The sequence below is a fragment of the Pseudomonas sp. P4_C8 genome, from assembly GCF_056401975.1.
Window position 1 is genome coordinate 46,100 of sequence record NZ_JBFUIH010000030.1, and the last position, 15,059, is coordinate 61,158.

14 protein-coding genes are annotated in these 15,059 nt (G+C 57.2%); 8 read left to right on the forward strand and 6 right to left on the reverse strand.

From position 1 onward, the window contains the following. Positions 1-15 precede the first annotated feature (15 nt). The 5 genes from AC1DWM_RS19330 to AC1DWM_RS19350 form a co-directional block, all read right to left on the reverse strand. A complete protein-coding gene (locus AC1DWM_RS19330; protein WP_223511219.1) occupies positions 16-1,293 on the reverse strand; it encodes an OmpP1/FadL family transporter in 1,278 nt (425 codons plus the stop codon). 285 nt (positions 1,294-1,578) lie between these two features. After that, on the reverse strand, positions 1,579-2,607 hold the full coding sequence (locus tag AC1DWM_RS19335; protein WP_223511220.1) for an AraC family transcriptional regulator: 1,029 nt from the start codon (positions 2,605-2,607) through the stop codon (positions 1,579-1,581). An 825-nt stretch (positions 2,608-3,432) separates the two neighbouring features. Next, complete coding sequence (locus AC1DWM_RS19340; protein WP_477795882.1) at positions 3,433-3,795, reverse strand: DUF6124 family protein; 363 nt, start codon at positions 3,793-3,795, stop codon at positions 3,433-3,435. A 497-nt stretch (positions 3,796-4,292) separates the two neighbouring features. Next, the gene (locus AC1DWM_RS19345; RefSeq protein ID WP_223511222.1) at positions 4,293-4,508 is read right to left on the reverse strand and encodes a DUF4287 domain-containing protein; all 216 of its coding nucleotides are present in this window, start codon (positions 4,506-4,508) and stop codon (positions 4,293-4,295) included. 75 nt (positions 4,509-4,583) lie between these two features. After that, on the reverse strand, positions 4,584-5,468 hold the full coding sequence (locus tag AC1DWM_RS19350; RefSeq protein ID WP_223511223.1) for a LysR family transcriptional regulator: 885 nt from the start codon (positions 5,466-5,468) through the stop codon (positions 4,584-4,586). A gap of 121 nt (positions 5,469-5,589) precedes the next feature. On the opposite strand from AC1DWM_RS19350, the gene AC1DWM_RS19355 reads away from it, so the two are divergent. Then, positions 5,590-7,242 (forward strand): GMC family oxidoreductase, encoded by a 1,653-nt coding sequence (locus AC1DWM_RS19355; protein WP_477795883.1) that lies wholly within the window; start codon positions 5,590-5,592, stop codon positions 7,240-7,242. A gap of 171 nt (positions 7,243-7,413) precedes the next feature. After that, the gene (locus AC1DWM_RS19360; protein ID WP_223511225.1) at positions 7,414-9,036 is read left to right on the forward strand and encodes an MFS transporter; all 1,623 of its coding nucleotides are present in this window, start codon (positions 7,414-7,416) and stop codon (positions 9,034-9,036) included. A 64-nt stretch (positions 9,037-9,100) separates the two neighbouring features. On the opposite strand, the gene AC1DWM_RS19365 is transcribed toward AC1DWM_RS19360, so the two are convergent. Continuing rightward, positions 9,101-9,469, reverse strand: coding sequence for a DUF427 domain-containing protein (locus AC1DWM_RS19365; RefSeq protein ID WP_223511226.1), 369 nt, complete (start codon positions 9,467-9,469; stop codon positions 9,101-9,103). A 282-nt stretch (positions 9,470-9,751) separates the two neighbouring features. On the opposite strand from AC1DWM_RS19365, the gene AC1DWM_RS19370 reads away from it, so the two are divergent. From AC1DWM_RS19370 to AC1DWM_RS19395, 6 genes are all read left to right on the forward strand, one after another. Beyond that, on the forward strand, positions 9,752-11,701 hold the full coding sequence (locus AC1DWM_RS19370) for a DNA topoisomerase III (RefSeq protein WP_223511228.1): 1,950 nt from the start codon (positions 9,752-9,754) through the stop codon (positions 11,699-11,701). 114 nt (positions 11,702-11,815) lie between these two features. Then, a complete protein-coding gene (locus tag AC1DWM_RS19375) occupies positions 11,816-12,445 on the forward strand; it encodes a glutathione S-transferase family protein (RefSeq protein ID WP_223511230.1) in 630 nt (209 codons plus the stop codon). Between the two features lie 51 nt (positions 12,446-12,496). Continuing rightward, the gene (locus AC1DWM_RS19380) at positions 12,497-13,000 is read left to right on the forward strand and encodes a GNAT family N-acetyltransferase (RefSeq protein ID WP_223511232.1); all 504 of its coding nucleotides are present in this window, start codon (positions 12,497-12,499) and stop codon (positions 12,998-13,000) included. Positions 13,001-13,145: 145 nt separating this feature from the next. After that, complete coding sequence (locus AC1DWM_RS19385) at positions 13,146-13,358, forward strand: hypothetical protein (protein ID WP_223511233.1); 213 nt, start codon at positions 13,146-13,148, stop codon at positions 13,356-13,358. A 161-nt stretch (positions 13,359-13,519) separates the two neighbouring features. Continuing rightward, the gene (locus tag AC1DWM_RS19390; RefSeq protein ID WP_007946256.1) at positions 13,520-13,849 is read left to right on the forward strand and encodes a hypothetical protein; all 330 of its coding nucleotides are present in this window, start codon (positions 13,520-13,522) and stop codon (positions 13,847-13,849) included. 348 nt (positions 13,850-14,197) lie between these two features. Next, on the forward strand, positions 14,198-14,617 hold the full coding sequence (locus AC1DWM_RS19395; RefSeq protein ID WP_477795884.1) for an organic hydroperoxide resistance protein: 420 nt from the start codon (positions 14,198-14,200) through the stop codon (positions 14,615-14,617). Positions 14,618-15,059 lie beyond the last annotated feature (442 nt).

Below are 15,059 nucleotides of genomic sequence, written 5' to 3' on the forward strand. Positions count from 1 at the left end.
CCTCGCCGATTTTTTTCAATAGCGCCAAGTCATGTTGGCGGTCAGGGCTTGAATCCAGGCGTTGTCGAATTCGCCTGATACACGATTGCCAGACAGAGATTTTTGCTGATCGACTGGCATGTCCCCCATCCACACCGTGACCCAACTGAAATTCACGTCTGTCTCTTTATTCAGCGAATAAGTAAAGCCTGTGGCGAAGCGCCAGGCGGCGCCCATGGGCACGGTGGGCGTACGATTACCGTCGGACACAGCGGACGTGTCATAGGCGACACCGAAATCCCAGACCCAGTCCTGGTTCATCTGGTATTGAGCGCCAAGCGCCAATTGATACGTGTCTTTGTAATGCGCATCGATTGAAGCGGCCCGGGAACCGGTTCTGGACGTGTCTACGTCAATGCCGATGTCGCCGAATTTCGACCAATCCTGCCAATTGACCGAGGCCAGAAAAGCCCATTGCGTATCCAGTTGCTGGTACAGGCTGAGGGTCGCCGTTTGCGGTACTTTCAGGTCGATCTTGGTATTGAGGCTGTTGAGGCGACTCACCAACGGAGCACTGCTCTTCACATCCAGGCGATCCTCGAAGTCGAGGTCAACCTGACTGGTGTAAGCCAGGCCAATCCGGGTACCGGGCTTTGGGGCATAAATCACGCCTGCGTTGGCGCCGTAACCCCAGGTGCTGTCCCGGTATTTGTATTGGCCGTCACCCCGTTGTGTCAGTCCGAGCGGAGCCTGATCGATGGCGGCTTCGCTCTTCAGCGTCCCGTACATGGCTTTCAGTCCGACGCCGACGGACCATTGATCGTTGAAGCGATAGGCGACACTGGGTACCAGTGACAGTCCCGCAATGCTCGCGTTCTGCACGAAATAACGGCCGGACCAGTCGTTGTCGTAGTTTTCCGCGAGGCCGAAATCGCCATAGGAGCCGAAGCCGACGGACCACCGATCATCCAGTTGATGGCTGATGAAGAAACTGCCGCCCGGTATGGGATTGAGCGCGTTACCGCTGCCAGTGCCCGGCACATTGGTTTCACTGTCCCGATCAAACGATAAGTCACCAAAAAGAACCTGGGCGCCAGCGGAGATCTGTGTTCCGCTGAGGTAACTCAAGCCTGCGGGGTTGCTGGCGATGGTCGAAGGGCCTTGTGCCCGGGCCGCTGCACCGGCATTGGCCAGTCCGACGTTGTCGGTGGCGATTTCGTACAACATAAGGCCACCTGCAACACTGTGGCCACTGGTAAAGAGTGTCAGCACACCAAGAACAGTAATCGACAACACACTTTTATTTAATGGCATGAAATCCCTCTCTTCAGATCACTCAATCGATATCGCTTAGATCGCCCCAAGGCCGGGGCGCCGTCTTTTACTCATGCGGCTTTCTTGAGTATCTGCGCGGAACTCCGACCGCAGGTGCAACTAATCGCCAGCCTCATGAACAGCACAAGAAACCGAAGATCAGCTTTGCAGCCAGCCTGTTGTTGCGTTCACTTTACGGCAATCATCAGAAAGGCATCTTGCATTTGCGGACACCGACGTGCGGTATGGGTGTATGGAAATTGTTGAATCAACCCTCAATGGAGGCTACCCCAGTTCATCTCTCCAATGCTGTGGTGACGTATTTGTCCACGTTTTGAACGCACGGGAGAAGGCGTTTGGATCCTGGTATTGAAGGGTCTGAGAGATTATGGATATCGGCAAATCCGTATCTTTCAAGAGCTGCCGCGCGAAGTTGCTTCTGGAATCGGCGATGAGTTCTCTCAGGTGAGAACCTTCCGCATCCAGTCGGCGTCGCAGCGTTCTTTCATTCAATGAGAATTGACTGGCGATGTGCTTGGAGTTTGCCTGGCCTTTCAATAATAGAGCGTATGTCTGGCTCTTTATTTTTTCTGAAATCGTCAAATGTGACGTGGCGGTCGAAATAGCCAGTTTAAGCAGATGGTGTAAGCGTGGATTCGCCGTACATTGAACTTGCCGGAGTTGCTGATTGTTTATTACAAGTCCGGAGATGCTTGCATTGAACTGAATGTTACAGCGAAATCTTCTGACGTACGGGGTGATGTCTGATGGCTTGCGATATGAAAACTGCACGCGAACTGGCGTCCAGTTAGCGCCTAATAAGGTCCGCAGCATTTTGAGGCCAACCATGACGGCAGTGTCAACAAGTAATGATTGATTGGGCAGGTCGTGGCGATAAATGACATATCCCAACAAACTGTGTTGGCCCGCCAAGGGAAGAAGGAGTGGGGTCGCGCCACGATCATAGAGACAGGCATGCCCGACCAGGTCGTTCAATGCGTCGCCTGGTGAAGTCGCGAGACGCATAAGCTGACCCACCGGCCCCAATTTATCCAGCGAAAAGCGCTCACCGATCAGCAGGCCAATATGGGGGCACTGAGTGTGTTCGAATGCCGTTTTGAACAGGCGAGCAACGTCCATGTAGGCGAGGTGGTTGTCTTCATTTGTAAATTGCTCAAGGCTGATACCGGCGTCTTTAAAAACGCTTCGCGAGGAACCCCCTATCGCGTCAACTACTTCCGAGAAGCTACGGAATGGGCTTGTACTAATTTCTCCAGGCCCGCCCATTCTTAAAGATAATTTTTTGGAGGGCATATTAGCTCGCTATCATTCCTGAAATTGGCGCATTGGCCACGCTGACGAACGTCTGACACATGACGAGCAAAAGAGCGTAGCGCTCATGAACCAGCGCTTGACACCTCGCGGCCGTTCTGCGCCGCCCTCAGTCCTTGGGCCGAATCATCGAATACACGAGTCGTGTGCATTAATTGCATCCAAAAATACATAATATTGAATACGCTGCTTTTAGCACGGATGCGCTTTTTTTTAAATGGTCCATAGATACTATGCTCCACCCTAATAGCCGCTTCCATACATCGAGGAAGTTAGGTTAGAGGGTATTCTTCTGGTGTTTTTGTTCCGATATGCTCAGGGTAAACAGGTCTTGACTAGCGACGTGCCATTGCCGCGTGAGGTGCTCGAAGCTTCATTGGATCTCATCCGCTAAAAAGTATGCTTGTCCTCACTCATGAATATTGTTGGTTTCAATTGTATATAGGCGATGCATTGGTGACCGGCTGCCTCCCACTCGGACTGTGTGTAAATGCAGCAGCCTGGTCGGGCGACGCGAACATGCACTTGGTCAAAAATAAAAATGAAGTGAAGCCAACAGGGGGAATGGGCCCCCTTTTTTCTGGATTAGCAAGGAGACTGTCCGCGCGCAAGGGTTGCAGCTTGCCGGCGCTTTGGGAACGCAGATGTGTCCGATGTCGTTTATCTGCGAAGACCGCTATTGGCCGATATCAGCCAGAACAGACACGATTTTTCCCGAAAGCTTAGAAATCATGCACGCCCATGCGGACTTACTACATATCCCTCTGTGGCGAAGAACTACCCTCCCCCCGCTACAGAAGGTCGTGCTTACTCCTTCAGCTCAACCTTATCCAACGCTTGATTCACCGCCAATTCCCCCAACATCACCACTTGCGTAATCCCCAGCAGGGTCTTGCGGTGTGAGTTCTCCAGTAACGCCGCAAAATTGCTGAGCATGGTGGTGGCCGAGCCCAGTGACTCGCTGGCGTTGGCCAGCAGGGATTCGGTGTCGTACTTCGGGTTGGCGAGGAACATGGGGTCGGGTTCGTGGTTACTGGCCATGATTTGGGCCGCCGGGTTGAGGTAATGGTCGAGGGCGCGTTCGGCCGCTTCGTGGAATTTTTTGGAATCGAGGGATTCGTAGGGGGATGCCGGATCGGTTTCCGGTGGGTTGGGTGTTGGTTTGATCATGGCGAAACTCCTGATTGTTCATTAGGAGCTACCTGCATCACTCGCAGATGATGGGTGGCAGCTATGTGCGGGTCTGCAAGACCGGGAAACCAGGAACCCGGCAGACCGAGGTCTCCCGCACAAAGCCGCCATTTCGCGGACATAAACGAGCGCCCTTTGACAGGGCTATGCGACTGGTATTCCGGCGGGCTTGCAGACCCGATCACTGATGAGCAGTGACAGGAATCAAGTTACTGGTGGGCACCTGGACGCACAAGCCGGCGGATTCTGTCTTACCCGTAGGCGATGGCGCAAGGTGTTGTAGCCTTTGAGTGGTAACAGGGGGCTTCGTTTAAACAGGCAGGATTTTTGTTGTTTAAGCGTCGGTAAACAGAGGGAAATTACTCACTGCGTCAGTCAAACGTAATCCATGTGGGAGCGAGCCTGCTCCTACAGGGTTTTGTGTTTTATCTGGGGGTATTGGGAGGGCATGAACATGCCCTGCCCGCCCTGTTCAGTCACTTCTTGTTGGCTGCCAAATAATACGCAACCAAAGCATTGGCATGGCCATGCCCCAGACCGTGTTCAGTCTTCAGCCAGGCCACCATTTCCATGTGCTTCTTGCCGCTCACTGTTCCAAGCAGATTCAGCCAATGGCTGATGGGCTGACCGTACTTATTTTCAATTGAAGGGAAGTACGACGCTGGCCCTTTTACTTTTGTCTCTTCGCTCATGCTGCAAGCTCCCTTAAGCGCGACGGAGTGTCGGATAACGCTCCTTGTCGTCTCCAATAGATTGGACGCCGAACGCTATCCCAGCAACAACCCCTGCTCCGCTTCACACAACCCCACCACATAATCCCAGACCACTCGCAGCCGCACCGATTTGTGCAGCTCGCGCCGGGTACTGATCCAGTAGCTGCGCTGGATGCTTTCATCCGGCAGCAACGGCACCAAATCCGCATCGGCGCTGGCCATGTAGCACGGCAACACGGCGATGCCCAACCCGGAACGCGCGGCCTGTTGTTGAGCGATGACGCTGGTGCTGTGGAACACTACTCGCGGGTTGCGGCAGAAACTGTTGAGGAACATCAGTTCCTGGCTGAACAGCAAGTCGTCGACGTAGCCGATCCAGGCGTGACGACCGAGGTCTTCGCGAGTGTGCAACGGTGGGGAACGGTCAAGATACGCCTGGCTGGCGTAGAGCCCCAGGCGGTAGTCGGTGAGTTTGCGGGTGACCAGCATGTCGGCGGCCGGGCGTTCGAGGTGGATGCTGATTTCGGCTTCGCGGTTGAGGATGCTGACGAAGCGCGGCACCGCCACCAGTTCCACTTCCAGCCCCGGATAGCGTTCGAACAAACCGTTCATGCGGCTGGCGAGGAACATGATGCCCAGCCCTTCCGTCACCCCGACGCGAATCTTGCCCAGTGGCGCGCTGGACTGGGTGATTTCTTCCTGGGCCAGCAGCGCTACGTTTTCCATCGCTTCGGCGTGTTTGAGCAGGGCTTCGCCGGCCGGGGTCATTTCATAACCCTGGGCATGCTGGACGAACAGCGCCGTGCCGAGGCTCTTTTCGATGGCCTCAATGTGCCGGGCGACCGTGGCGTGGGTGGTGTTCAAACGGCGGGCAGCGGTGAGCAAACGCCCGCTGCGCTGCAACTCGAGAAAAAACCGCAGGTCATTCCAGTCGAACATGATCCGTCCTTGAGGCAAGGCTGTTTAAAAACGCACAGCGGCTGCGCAAAAACTAACATTCTTTTGCCGAAAGCTAACAACTAGGATGACTGACAACAAGAACAACAATACGAGGTCAGGGATGCAGACTTCCCTTGATGAATTCGACTACATCGTGGTCGGCGCCGGCCCGGCCGGCTGTTTGCTGGCCAATCGACTGTCGGCCAACCCGCAACACCGGGTGCTGCTGCTCGAAGCCGGTGGCCGCGATAATTACGCGTGGATTCACATCCCCGTGGGTTACCTGTTCTGCATCGGCAACCCGCGCACCGACTGGTGCTTCAAGACCCAGGCGCAAGCCGGCCTGCAAGGGCGCACTCTGAGCTACCCGCGCGGCAAAGTGCTCGGTGGCTGCTCCTCGATCAACGGCATGATCTATATGCGTGGCCAGGCGGGCGACTACGACAGCTGGGCCGCTGACGGCAATCCGGGCTGGAGCTGGAACGACGTGTTGCCGCTGTTCAAAAAGAGTGAAAACCATTTTGCCGGCGACTCCGAATTTCACGGTGCCAGCGGCGACTGGCGGGTCGAGCGTCAGCGGTTGTCGTGGCCGATTCTCGATGCCTTTCGCAGCGCCGCCGAGCAAAGCGGCATCGCCAGCATCGATGATTTCAACCAGGGCGATAACGAAGGCTGCGGCTACTTCCAAGTCAATCAGAAGGCCGGGATCCGCTGGAACGCGGCCAAAGCGTTTCTCAAACCGATCCGCCACCGCGCCAATCTCACGGTGCTGACCGACGTCGAGGTGGACCGTGTGCTGCTGGAAAACGGCCGCGCCTCAGCAGTCATTACGCGCTGGCAAGGTCAGGCGAGAACCTTCAAGGCACGCAAGGAAATTGTCCTGTGTGCCGGCTCCGTCGGCTCACCGGGCATCCTCCAGCGCTCCGGAATCGGTCCTCGCCCGCTGCTGCAAAAACTCGGAATCGGCGTGGTGCATGCACTGCCGGGGGTGGGTGGCAATCTGCAGGATCACCTGCAACTGCGGCTGATCTACAAACTGGAAAACGCGCGGACGCTGAACCAGATCGCCGGCAGCGTGTGGGGCAAGATGGGCATGGGCTTGCGCTACCTGTATGACCGCAGCGGCCCGCTGTCCATGGCGCCGAGTCAACTGGGGGCCTTCGCCCGCTCGGGGCCGGAACAGACCTCGGCCAATCTCGAATACCACGTGCAACCGTTGTCGCTGGAGCGCTTCGGCGAGCCGTTGCACCCCTTCCCTGCCTTTACCGCGTCGGTCTGCGATCTACGGCCGCAAAGCCGTGGCCGGGTGGACATTTGTTCCGCCAACCCGCAGGACGCGCCTCTGATCCAGCCTAACTATCTGAGCCACCCGGAGGATTTGCGCGTCGCGACCGATGCCATTCGCCTGACCCGCCGCATCGTCGCCGCACCAGCGCTGCGCGCCTTCAATCCGGTCGAGTACTTGCCCGGTGCGCGCTTGCAGACCGAAGAGGAATTGCACGAAGCCGCCGCGCAGATCGGCACCACCATTTTCCATCCGGTCGGCACCTGCCGGATGGGCAACGACGCGGATGCGGTGGTGGATGCCGAGTTGCGGGTCCACGGCATTCATGGTTTGCGTGTCGCTGACGCCTCAATCATGCCGCGCATCACCTCGGGCAATACCTGTTCGCCGACGCTGATGATCGCCGAAAAAGCGGCGCAACTAATACTCGAAACTACCGCCAACACACCCACCCCTGTGGGAGCGAGCCTGCTCGCGATGACGAGATGACATCCAGCATATGTGTTGATTGATACACCGCCATCGCGAGCAGGCTCGCTCCCACAGGGGATTGTGCAGCCCCTAGGATTGCATTTGATTCACGGGCATTGAGCTTTACCCCTGCAAGGAACACGCAACACCAGTGGAACAACAAAAACAATCACTGTAAGGGATACCGATATGTCAGAAAATGTTCAGTCTCTGGAAGCCGTGCCGGTCGAGACGATCAGCCACGACACCCGCAAAGTCATCTTCGCCTCGTCGCTCGGAACGGTCTTCGAGTGGTACGACTTTTTCCTCTATGGCGCTCTCGCGGCGGTGATCAGCAAACAGTTTTTCGCCGGGGTCAACGACACCACGGCGTTCATTTTTGCGCTGATGGCCTTCGCGGCGGGCTTCGTGGTGAGGCCCTTCGGCGCCCTGGTCTTCGGCCGACTGGGGGACATGATCGGACGTAAATACACGTTCCTCGCAACCATCGTACTCATGGGGCTGGCGACCTTCTGCGTCGGCTTGCTGCCGACCTACGCGAGCATCGGCATCGCCGCGCCGATCATCCTGGTGGTGCTGCGCATGCTTCAGGGCCTGGCCCTGGGCGGTGAATACGGCGGCGCTGCGACGTATGTCGCGGAGCACGCACCGATGGGCAAACGCGGTTTCCACACCAGTTGGATTCAGTCCACGGCGACCCTCGGATTGTTGCTGTCGCTGTTGGTGGTGCTCGGCTGCCGTTACTTCACCGGTGACCAGTTCGAAGTCTGGGGCTGGCGCATTCCGTTCCTGTTTTCGATCGTTCTGCTGGGCATCTCGACCTGGATTCGCCTAAGCCTGCACGAATCGCCGGCCTTCGTGAAAATGAAAGCCGAAGGCAAACTCTGCAAATCGCCGCTGCGCGAGTCCTTCGGTAAGTGGGAAAACCTCAAAGTTGTACTGATTGCCCTGTTCAGCATCAACGCCGGGCAAGCGGTGACCTTTTACGCCGCGCAGTTTTACGTGCTGTTTTTCCTCACCCAGTTCCTCAAGATGGACCCGGCCTTGGCCAACGGCCTGCTGATCGTCAGCGTGATCATCGGCGCGCCGTTCTTCATCTTCTTTGGCTGGCTGTCGGACAAGGTCGGGCGCAAGCCGGTGCTGATGATTGGCCTGCTGCTGGCCACTGCGCTGTATTTCCCGATCTTCAAATCCCTGGCGCATTACGCCAACCCGGCCATTGACCAGGCCAGCCGCCAGGCGCCTATTACCGTGTTGGCCGACCCGGCGACGTGCACGTTCCAGTTCGACCCGGTGGGCAAGGCGAAATTTGATAGCCCGTGCGACAAGGTCAAAACCTTTCTGGTCAAGCAAGGCCTGCCTTACGCCAGCGCTGCCGCACCCGCTGGCAGTGGCGTGCAGGTCAGTGTCGGTGACGTGACGCTGGAAGGCTTCGATGAAGCTGCCCTGCGTGGCGCGGTGACCCTCGCCGGCTATCCGTCAAAGGCTGACATGCAGCAAATCAACAAACCGATGATCGTCGCGCTGATCGTGATCCTGATCATCATCTCGGCCATGTGCTACGGCCCGCTGGCGGCGTTGATGGTCGAGCTGTTCCCGACGCGAATCCGCTACACCTCGATGTCACTGCCCTATCACATCGGCAATGGCTGGTTTGGCGGGTTCCTGCCGACCGTGTCGTTTGCCTTGGTGGTCTACACCGGCGACATCTTTTACGGGCTCTGGTACCCGGTGGTGATTACCGCGGTGAGCCTGGTGGTGGGGATGATCTGTTTGCGTGAGACCAAGAACGTGGACCTCGATAAAAACTGACGGGCCTTTGTGGCGAGGGACTCCCTCGCCACGCTTGGCTTTTTTATCTTCAGTAAAACGTCCCTCAGACCTCGGCGTCGAGTAACTCGAACTTCACCTGATCCGGGTAGAACGCCACATATTCGCGTATCTGCTCAACGGACACTTTGGGGTCTTCATAACTCCAAACCGCATTGGCGCTTTCATGCCCCGGGACTTGCAAACTGAAATAGCTGGCATCGCCCTTGTAGGGGCAATAGCTGGTGTGGTCGGTGCGGGCGTAATACTTTTCGTCGATGTCCTCTCGCGGCACGTAATACACCGGCGGGTAATTGGCCTCCAACAGCACCAGTGCGCGCGCGGACGCGGCCACCTGAATGCCATGAAACTTCACCAACAGGCAGCCCGGCTGCTCGGCGATGGTAATGACAGGACTAGGAGCGGAGCTTTTCATGGAATACGTTCCTCATGACGGTGATAAACCTGTGGGAGCGTGCGGTGCGGCGATCCGGCTTGCCCGCGATGGGTCGCGCAGCGGCCCCAAAACCCGAGACCACATCTGTCAGGTATAACCCAAAATTCGTCATCGCTACGGCCTCGCAGCCGAACGGACCGTTTCGACGATAGCAACCAAACGCAACAGCTTTGCTGTACATCCATACAGATAAAGATTGATCGATTGCTCATCTCCGGCCATTCTGTGCGCCTCTTGCACACTTGAAGAACGATGGTGGTTATGCGGCTGTACCTCTGTGAAAAACCTTCCCAGGCCAAAGACATTGCGGCCGTGCTCGGCGCCAAGCGTCGGGGCGATGGCTGCTGGCTGGGAACAGACGTCACGGTGACCTGGTGCATCGGCCATTTGCTGGAAACAGCACCGCCGGACGCCTACGACGCGCGCTACAAACGCTGGGTACTGGCGGACCTGCCGATCATTCCCGAGAAATGGAAGATGACCGTCAAGCCGCGCACGGCCAGCCAGTACAAAGCCGTCAAACGCTTGCTCGGCGAGGCCGATGAGCTGGTAATCGCCACCGACGCCGACCGTGAGGGTGAGATGATCGCCCGCGAACTGGTCGAGCACTGCCGCTATCGCGGGCCGATCCGCCGGTTGTGGCTGTCAGCGCTGGACGACGCGTCGATCCGCAAGGCACTGGCCGCGCTCAAGCCTGGGGCCGAAACCTTCAGCCTTTATCATTCGGCATTGGGCCGCTCCCGGGCTGACTGGCTGATCGGGATGAACATGAGCCGGTTGTTTACGTTATTGGGGCGTCAGTCCGGTTATCAGGGCGTATTGCCGGTGGGCCGGGTGCAGACGCCAACGTTGCGGCTGGTGGTGGATCGTGATCGCAGCATTGCCGACTTCGTCCCCGTGGCCTACTGGGCCATCGATGTGCAACTGCTGCACGACGGCACGGCGTTCACGGCTCAGTGGCGCGCGGCATCCGATGCTTGCGACGATCAGGATCGCTGCCTGAATCAGTCCCTCGCACAAGACGCTGCCCGAGCAATTGGCAACGCTGCGAGTGCACGCGTGATCAAGCTGCGCACCGAGCGAATGCGTGAAATGGCGCCTTTGCCGTTCGATCTGGGCACCTTGCAGGAAGTCTGCTCGAAGAAGCTCGGGCTCGGCGCCCAGGAAACCCTTGATATCGCCCAGGCGCTCTACGAAACCCACAAGGTCATCACCTACCCGCGCAGCGATTGTGGTTTTCTGCCATTGAGTCAGCACAGCGAAGCCCCGGGGATTCTCGCCGCACTGCGCCAGGCCGATCCGTCCCTGAACGCGCTGAACGATTACCTGGAACCGCAACGGCGCTCACGGGCCTGGAACGATGCCAAGGTCACCGCTCACCACGGCATCATCCCGACGGCGGCGGCGAAGAATCTGGATCGGCTGGTGGGCAAACAGCGGGCGGTCTACACGCTGATCCGCGCCCGTTATCTGGCGCAATTCCTGCCCAATCACGAATACGACCGCACCCAAGCCGATTTCAACTGTGCCGGTGAAGCCTTGCGCGCCGTCGGCAAACAAATCGTCGAGCCCGGCTGGAAACGTGCCCTGCCGGAAGCCCTGGCCCCCGCCAAGGGCCGCGAGGCGCCGGCGCCACAAACCCTGCCGGCATTGGCCGAAGGGCTCGATTGCGCAGTGGCCGACGTGAAGCTCAAGGACCTGTGGACGCAGCCACCCAAACCGTTCACCGAAGGCGACCTGATCAAGGCCATGAAGAACGTGGCCAAACTGGTGGAAGATCCGCTGCTCAAACAGAAGCTCAAGGACACCACCGGCATCGGCACCGAGGCGACACGCGCCTCGATCATCCAGGGCTTGCTCGACCGTGGTTATCTGATCAAGAACGGCAAAGCCCTGGCCGCCACCCCGGCGGCCTTCAGCCTGATCGATGCGGTGCCGCGCGCGATTGCCGACCCCGGCACTACCGCGATCTGGGAACAGGCGCTGGACATGGTGCAGAGCGGCGAAATGAGCCTGGAAGAATTCGTCACCAAACAGGCGGCGTGGATGAGCAAGCAAGTCGCCCGTTGCGCCGGTCTGAGCCTGACCATCAGCGGGCCGGCCAGTCCCGCCGGGCGTGGCGCTGCACCGTGGAAAAACAAACGCAAGCCGGTGAAACGTAAACCCGCGACGAGCAGCAAACGCGCCACCAAACCGGCAAGCAAGGCTTGATGGCACTTCGAACGGACGGTGATGGTCTAGTGTTCTTCAAGTCCGGCGACCGCCTGTTTTTGAACAGATATCGCAGCCTCGTTTCACTCGATAGCTGCTACAGGAATTTTATTTATGATTATCGTGCATCACCTGAACAACTCCCGCTCCCAGCGCATTCTCTGGCTGTTGGAAGAGCTGTCTATTCCTTACGAGCTGAAACGGTATCAGCGCGATCCGAAAACCAATCTCGCACCGCCGGAACTGAAAGCGATCAATGCGTTGGGAAAATCGCCGGTCATCGAAGACGGTACGCAGACGCTGATCGAGTCCGCAGCGATCATCGACTACTTGATTCGCCGGCATGGCCAGGGTCGTCTGCAACCCGATCCGTCCACACCCGCCTACGACGAATACATCCAGTGGCTGCACTTCGCCGAAGGCTCCGCCATGTTGCCGCTGATGTTGAACCTGTATGTCGGACGTCTGGGTGAAGCCGGTGGACCGCTGCATCCGCGCATCAACTCGGAAGTGGCCAATTACCTTGGCTACCTCGACACCGCACTGAGCCAGTCCGATTTTCTGCTCGGTGATGACTTCAGCGCCGCCGACATCCAGATGAGCTTCATTGGCGAGATCGCCAGAGTCCAGGGCAAGCTGGGCAACTATCCTCATGTAGCGGCCTGGATCGATCGCTTCCAGGCGCGCCCGGCTTACATCGCCGCATTGAAGAAAGGCGGGAAGTACGACTTCGCGCCGCACTGAGTGATCCTGACAGGGCCACGGATGGCCCTGCGCAATCTGGAGCGCCCCTAAATGCCTTCGATAGAACTGCACGCCGCACAGCGCGACGACCTCGACACCCTCGAAAACCTGATGCAGTTCTACGTATACGACTTCAGCGAATGGCTGCCACTGAAATTGGGTGAACATGGTTTTTTCAGTATCCAGCCCAAACCGGAGTACTGGCGTAACCCTGCGACCCGGCCGTTTCTGATCAGGGTGGACGGTGAGCTGGCCGGTTTCGTGACCGTAGATGACGACACCCACATCAAGGGTGCCGAGTACAACATCGGCTACTTTTTTGTCAGTCGGCGCTTCCGTGGCCAAGGTGTCGCGAAATTTGTCGTTTCCACCCTCTTGAGCCAATTCCCCGGTCAATGGCAGATTTTCCACATCGATGCGAACCCGCCCGCACGACGGTTCTGGGCCAAAGTGATACCCGATCTCGCAGGCGGCCTATTCACCCTGCATCAGCGGCCAGTAGACGGTTATCCCTCCACCTTCTACCGCTTCCACTGCCCACCGCCGTCGCCCTGACGGACGCGTCCAGGCTTGCGTTTTTCATTCCAATCCGTTTTGTCAGACAATATGTAGTGACTTAAAAAAATCACTACATAACGGTTGACGCCTCCGATTTGCCCTTGCATGATGCAGACATCTCCCCGATCGGGAGTACCGCAACATGTTTGAGCAAGCTCGTCTGACCGCCGAGCTGTTTTTCCCGGATACACGCTGCCCACAAGGCAGATTGAAGAAGCTGACCTGGCCCGAACGTCCAGTACAAGGACGAGAAGCGCTGGCGATCAATCCTCATGAAGCTTGTGGCCGACCCTCAAAAGTCGGCAGTGGCCAGAAGGTTATCGCTGCTTCTCTTCGTTGTGACGCTAACGCGTAGCAGTTATTCAACACGACTACATGCAACAGACGCGGGACCCCGTTGAATTCGACGGCCGACCGCTGACGTCCTGGTTTCGGTGCCAGGGATCAACTAACCGATGGGCTACTTGTATTAGCGACTCAACTTAAAAAAATTACCAAATGGTCAAGGGGCATATTATGAATCTGAACAATCAACCTACTATCGATGAACTGGCTCGTATGTTCGCGGCGCAAAAAGACAGCCTCGACAGCCACATTCTGTGGATCAGCAAATCGGGCCAGGTTCATATCGACTGCCTGTCGCCTCACGCTCATGAAGCGGAGTTCGACCAGAACAACCAGAACCTGCTCGCCCGACTGAAGATGTACCGTCGCGGCCAGGGCTATGTCGGCAAGAAAGCCGCAGCCGACAAGGACTTCATCGGTAATGTTCTGCAAACGCTGAAACAGGCGTGGGCATCGTTGCAGAACCAGAACGAAGTTCGGGTGATTGATCGGTTCTACTAATAAGGTGAAGTCAAACCTGACTCACTCATAAAAAGCGCTTCACGGATTACCGGGAAAGACGTTCTTGATCTTCATGAAAAAGAACTCGCTTTCCCGGTAATCGTTTGTTTGCTTTATTGATTTCGTTCCACGTCATCAATCACTTCCCCCGCTCGCTATCAGATGCGCTGCGACGCGCAGATTTGTATCGAACTGTATGTTCGGCGCGGATCTTACACAGCGTTACACAACGGCCGGTTCAAGACACACACGCACGACATGAGGGTGCAAAAGTGGGCTTCGTCGCAAGGGCCTCCCAGAACCCAGCGACTTGAATGATGAAGCCCCTACCCTTAGCAGGAACCTGCCATGATCAATCAAAACGATACTGTGCTGTACACCGGTAAAACCCATACCACCGGCGGCCGTGACGGTCAGTCGAAAAGTTCGGACGGACGTCTGGACATCAAGCTGTCTCCACCCGGTTCCTCTGGCAGCGGCACCAATCCGGAACAGCTGCTGGCGGCGGGTTGGTCGGCCTGTTTTATCGGCGCAATGGGCAAAGCGGCGGTTGCGTTGAAGGTGACTCTGCCGAGCGACGTTGCCGTGGATACCGAAATCGACCTGGGCAAGACGGACAACGCTTTTTTCCTCCAGGCACGCCTCAATGTCAGCCTTCCGGGCCTGGATCCGGCGGTCGCCCGAGCCGTCGTGGACACTGCCCACCAAACCTGCCCTTACTCCAAAGCAACCCGTGGCAACATCGATGTCGAGATCAAGCTGATTTGATCCGCCCCCGTGTGACAGCCTGTCTTTTGGGGCAGGCTGTACCGATAGTATTTTTCCGTCCTGCGGCGCTTTTAAAAGGATGGAATCGGTCTAAAAAGCACGCTTTACACCGCGCATGCTTTGCTATTATCAAGGTGTAGGTGAAGACGCAGACTGATGCGCAAGCGGATAGCAAGGAGACGTGGGGCACGTCCCGAAGGGTACACGGTTAGAAAGATCTCCGCGCTGAGATCCAGCCCTTACGCCGTGTGAAGCAGAAGTACATAACACTGTTCTGTCAGAGTCCTGATAAACCTTGTAAGCCAGAAACCAGCACTGGCCACCTACTCGAAATCCGAAGCCCGCGTAAAGCGGGCTTTTTCGTTTCTGACCACTCGTCGCGAAGGCGCCCTGCTCCCCCTTGACACCGATGGGAGTCTGCGGGAATATTATTAAATCGCAT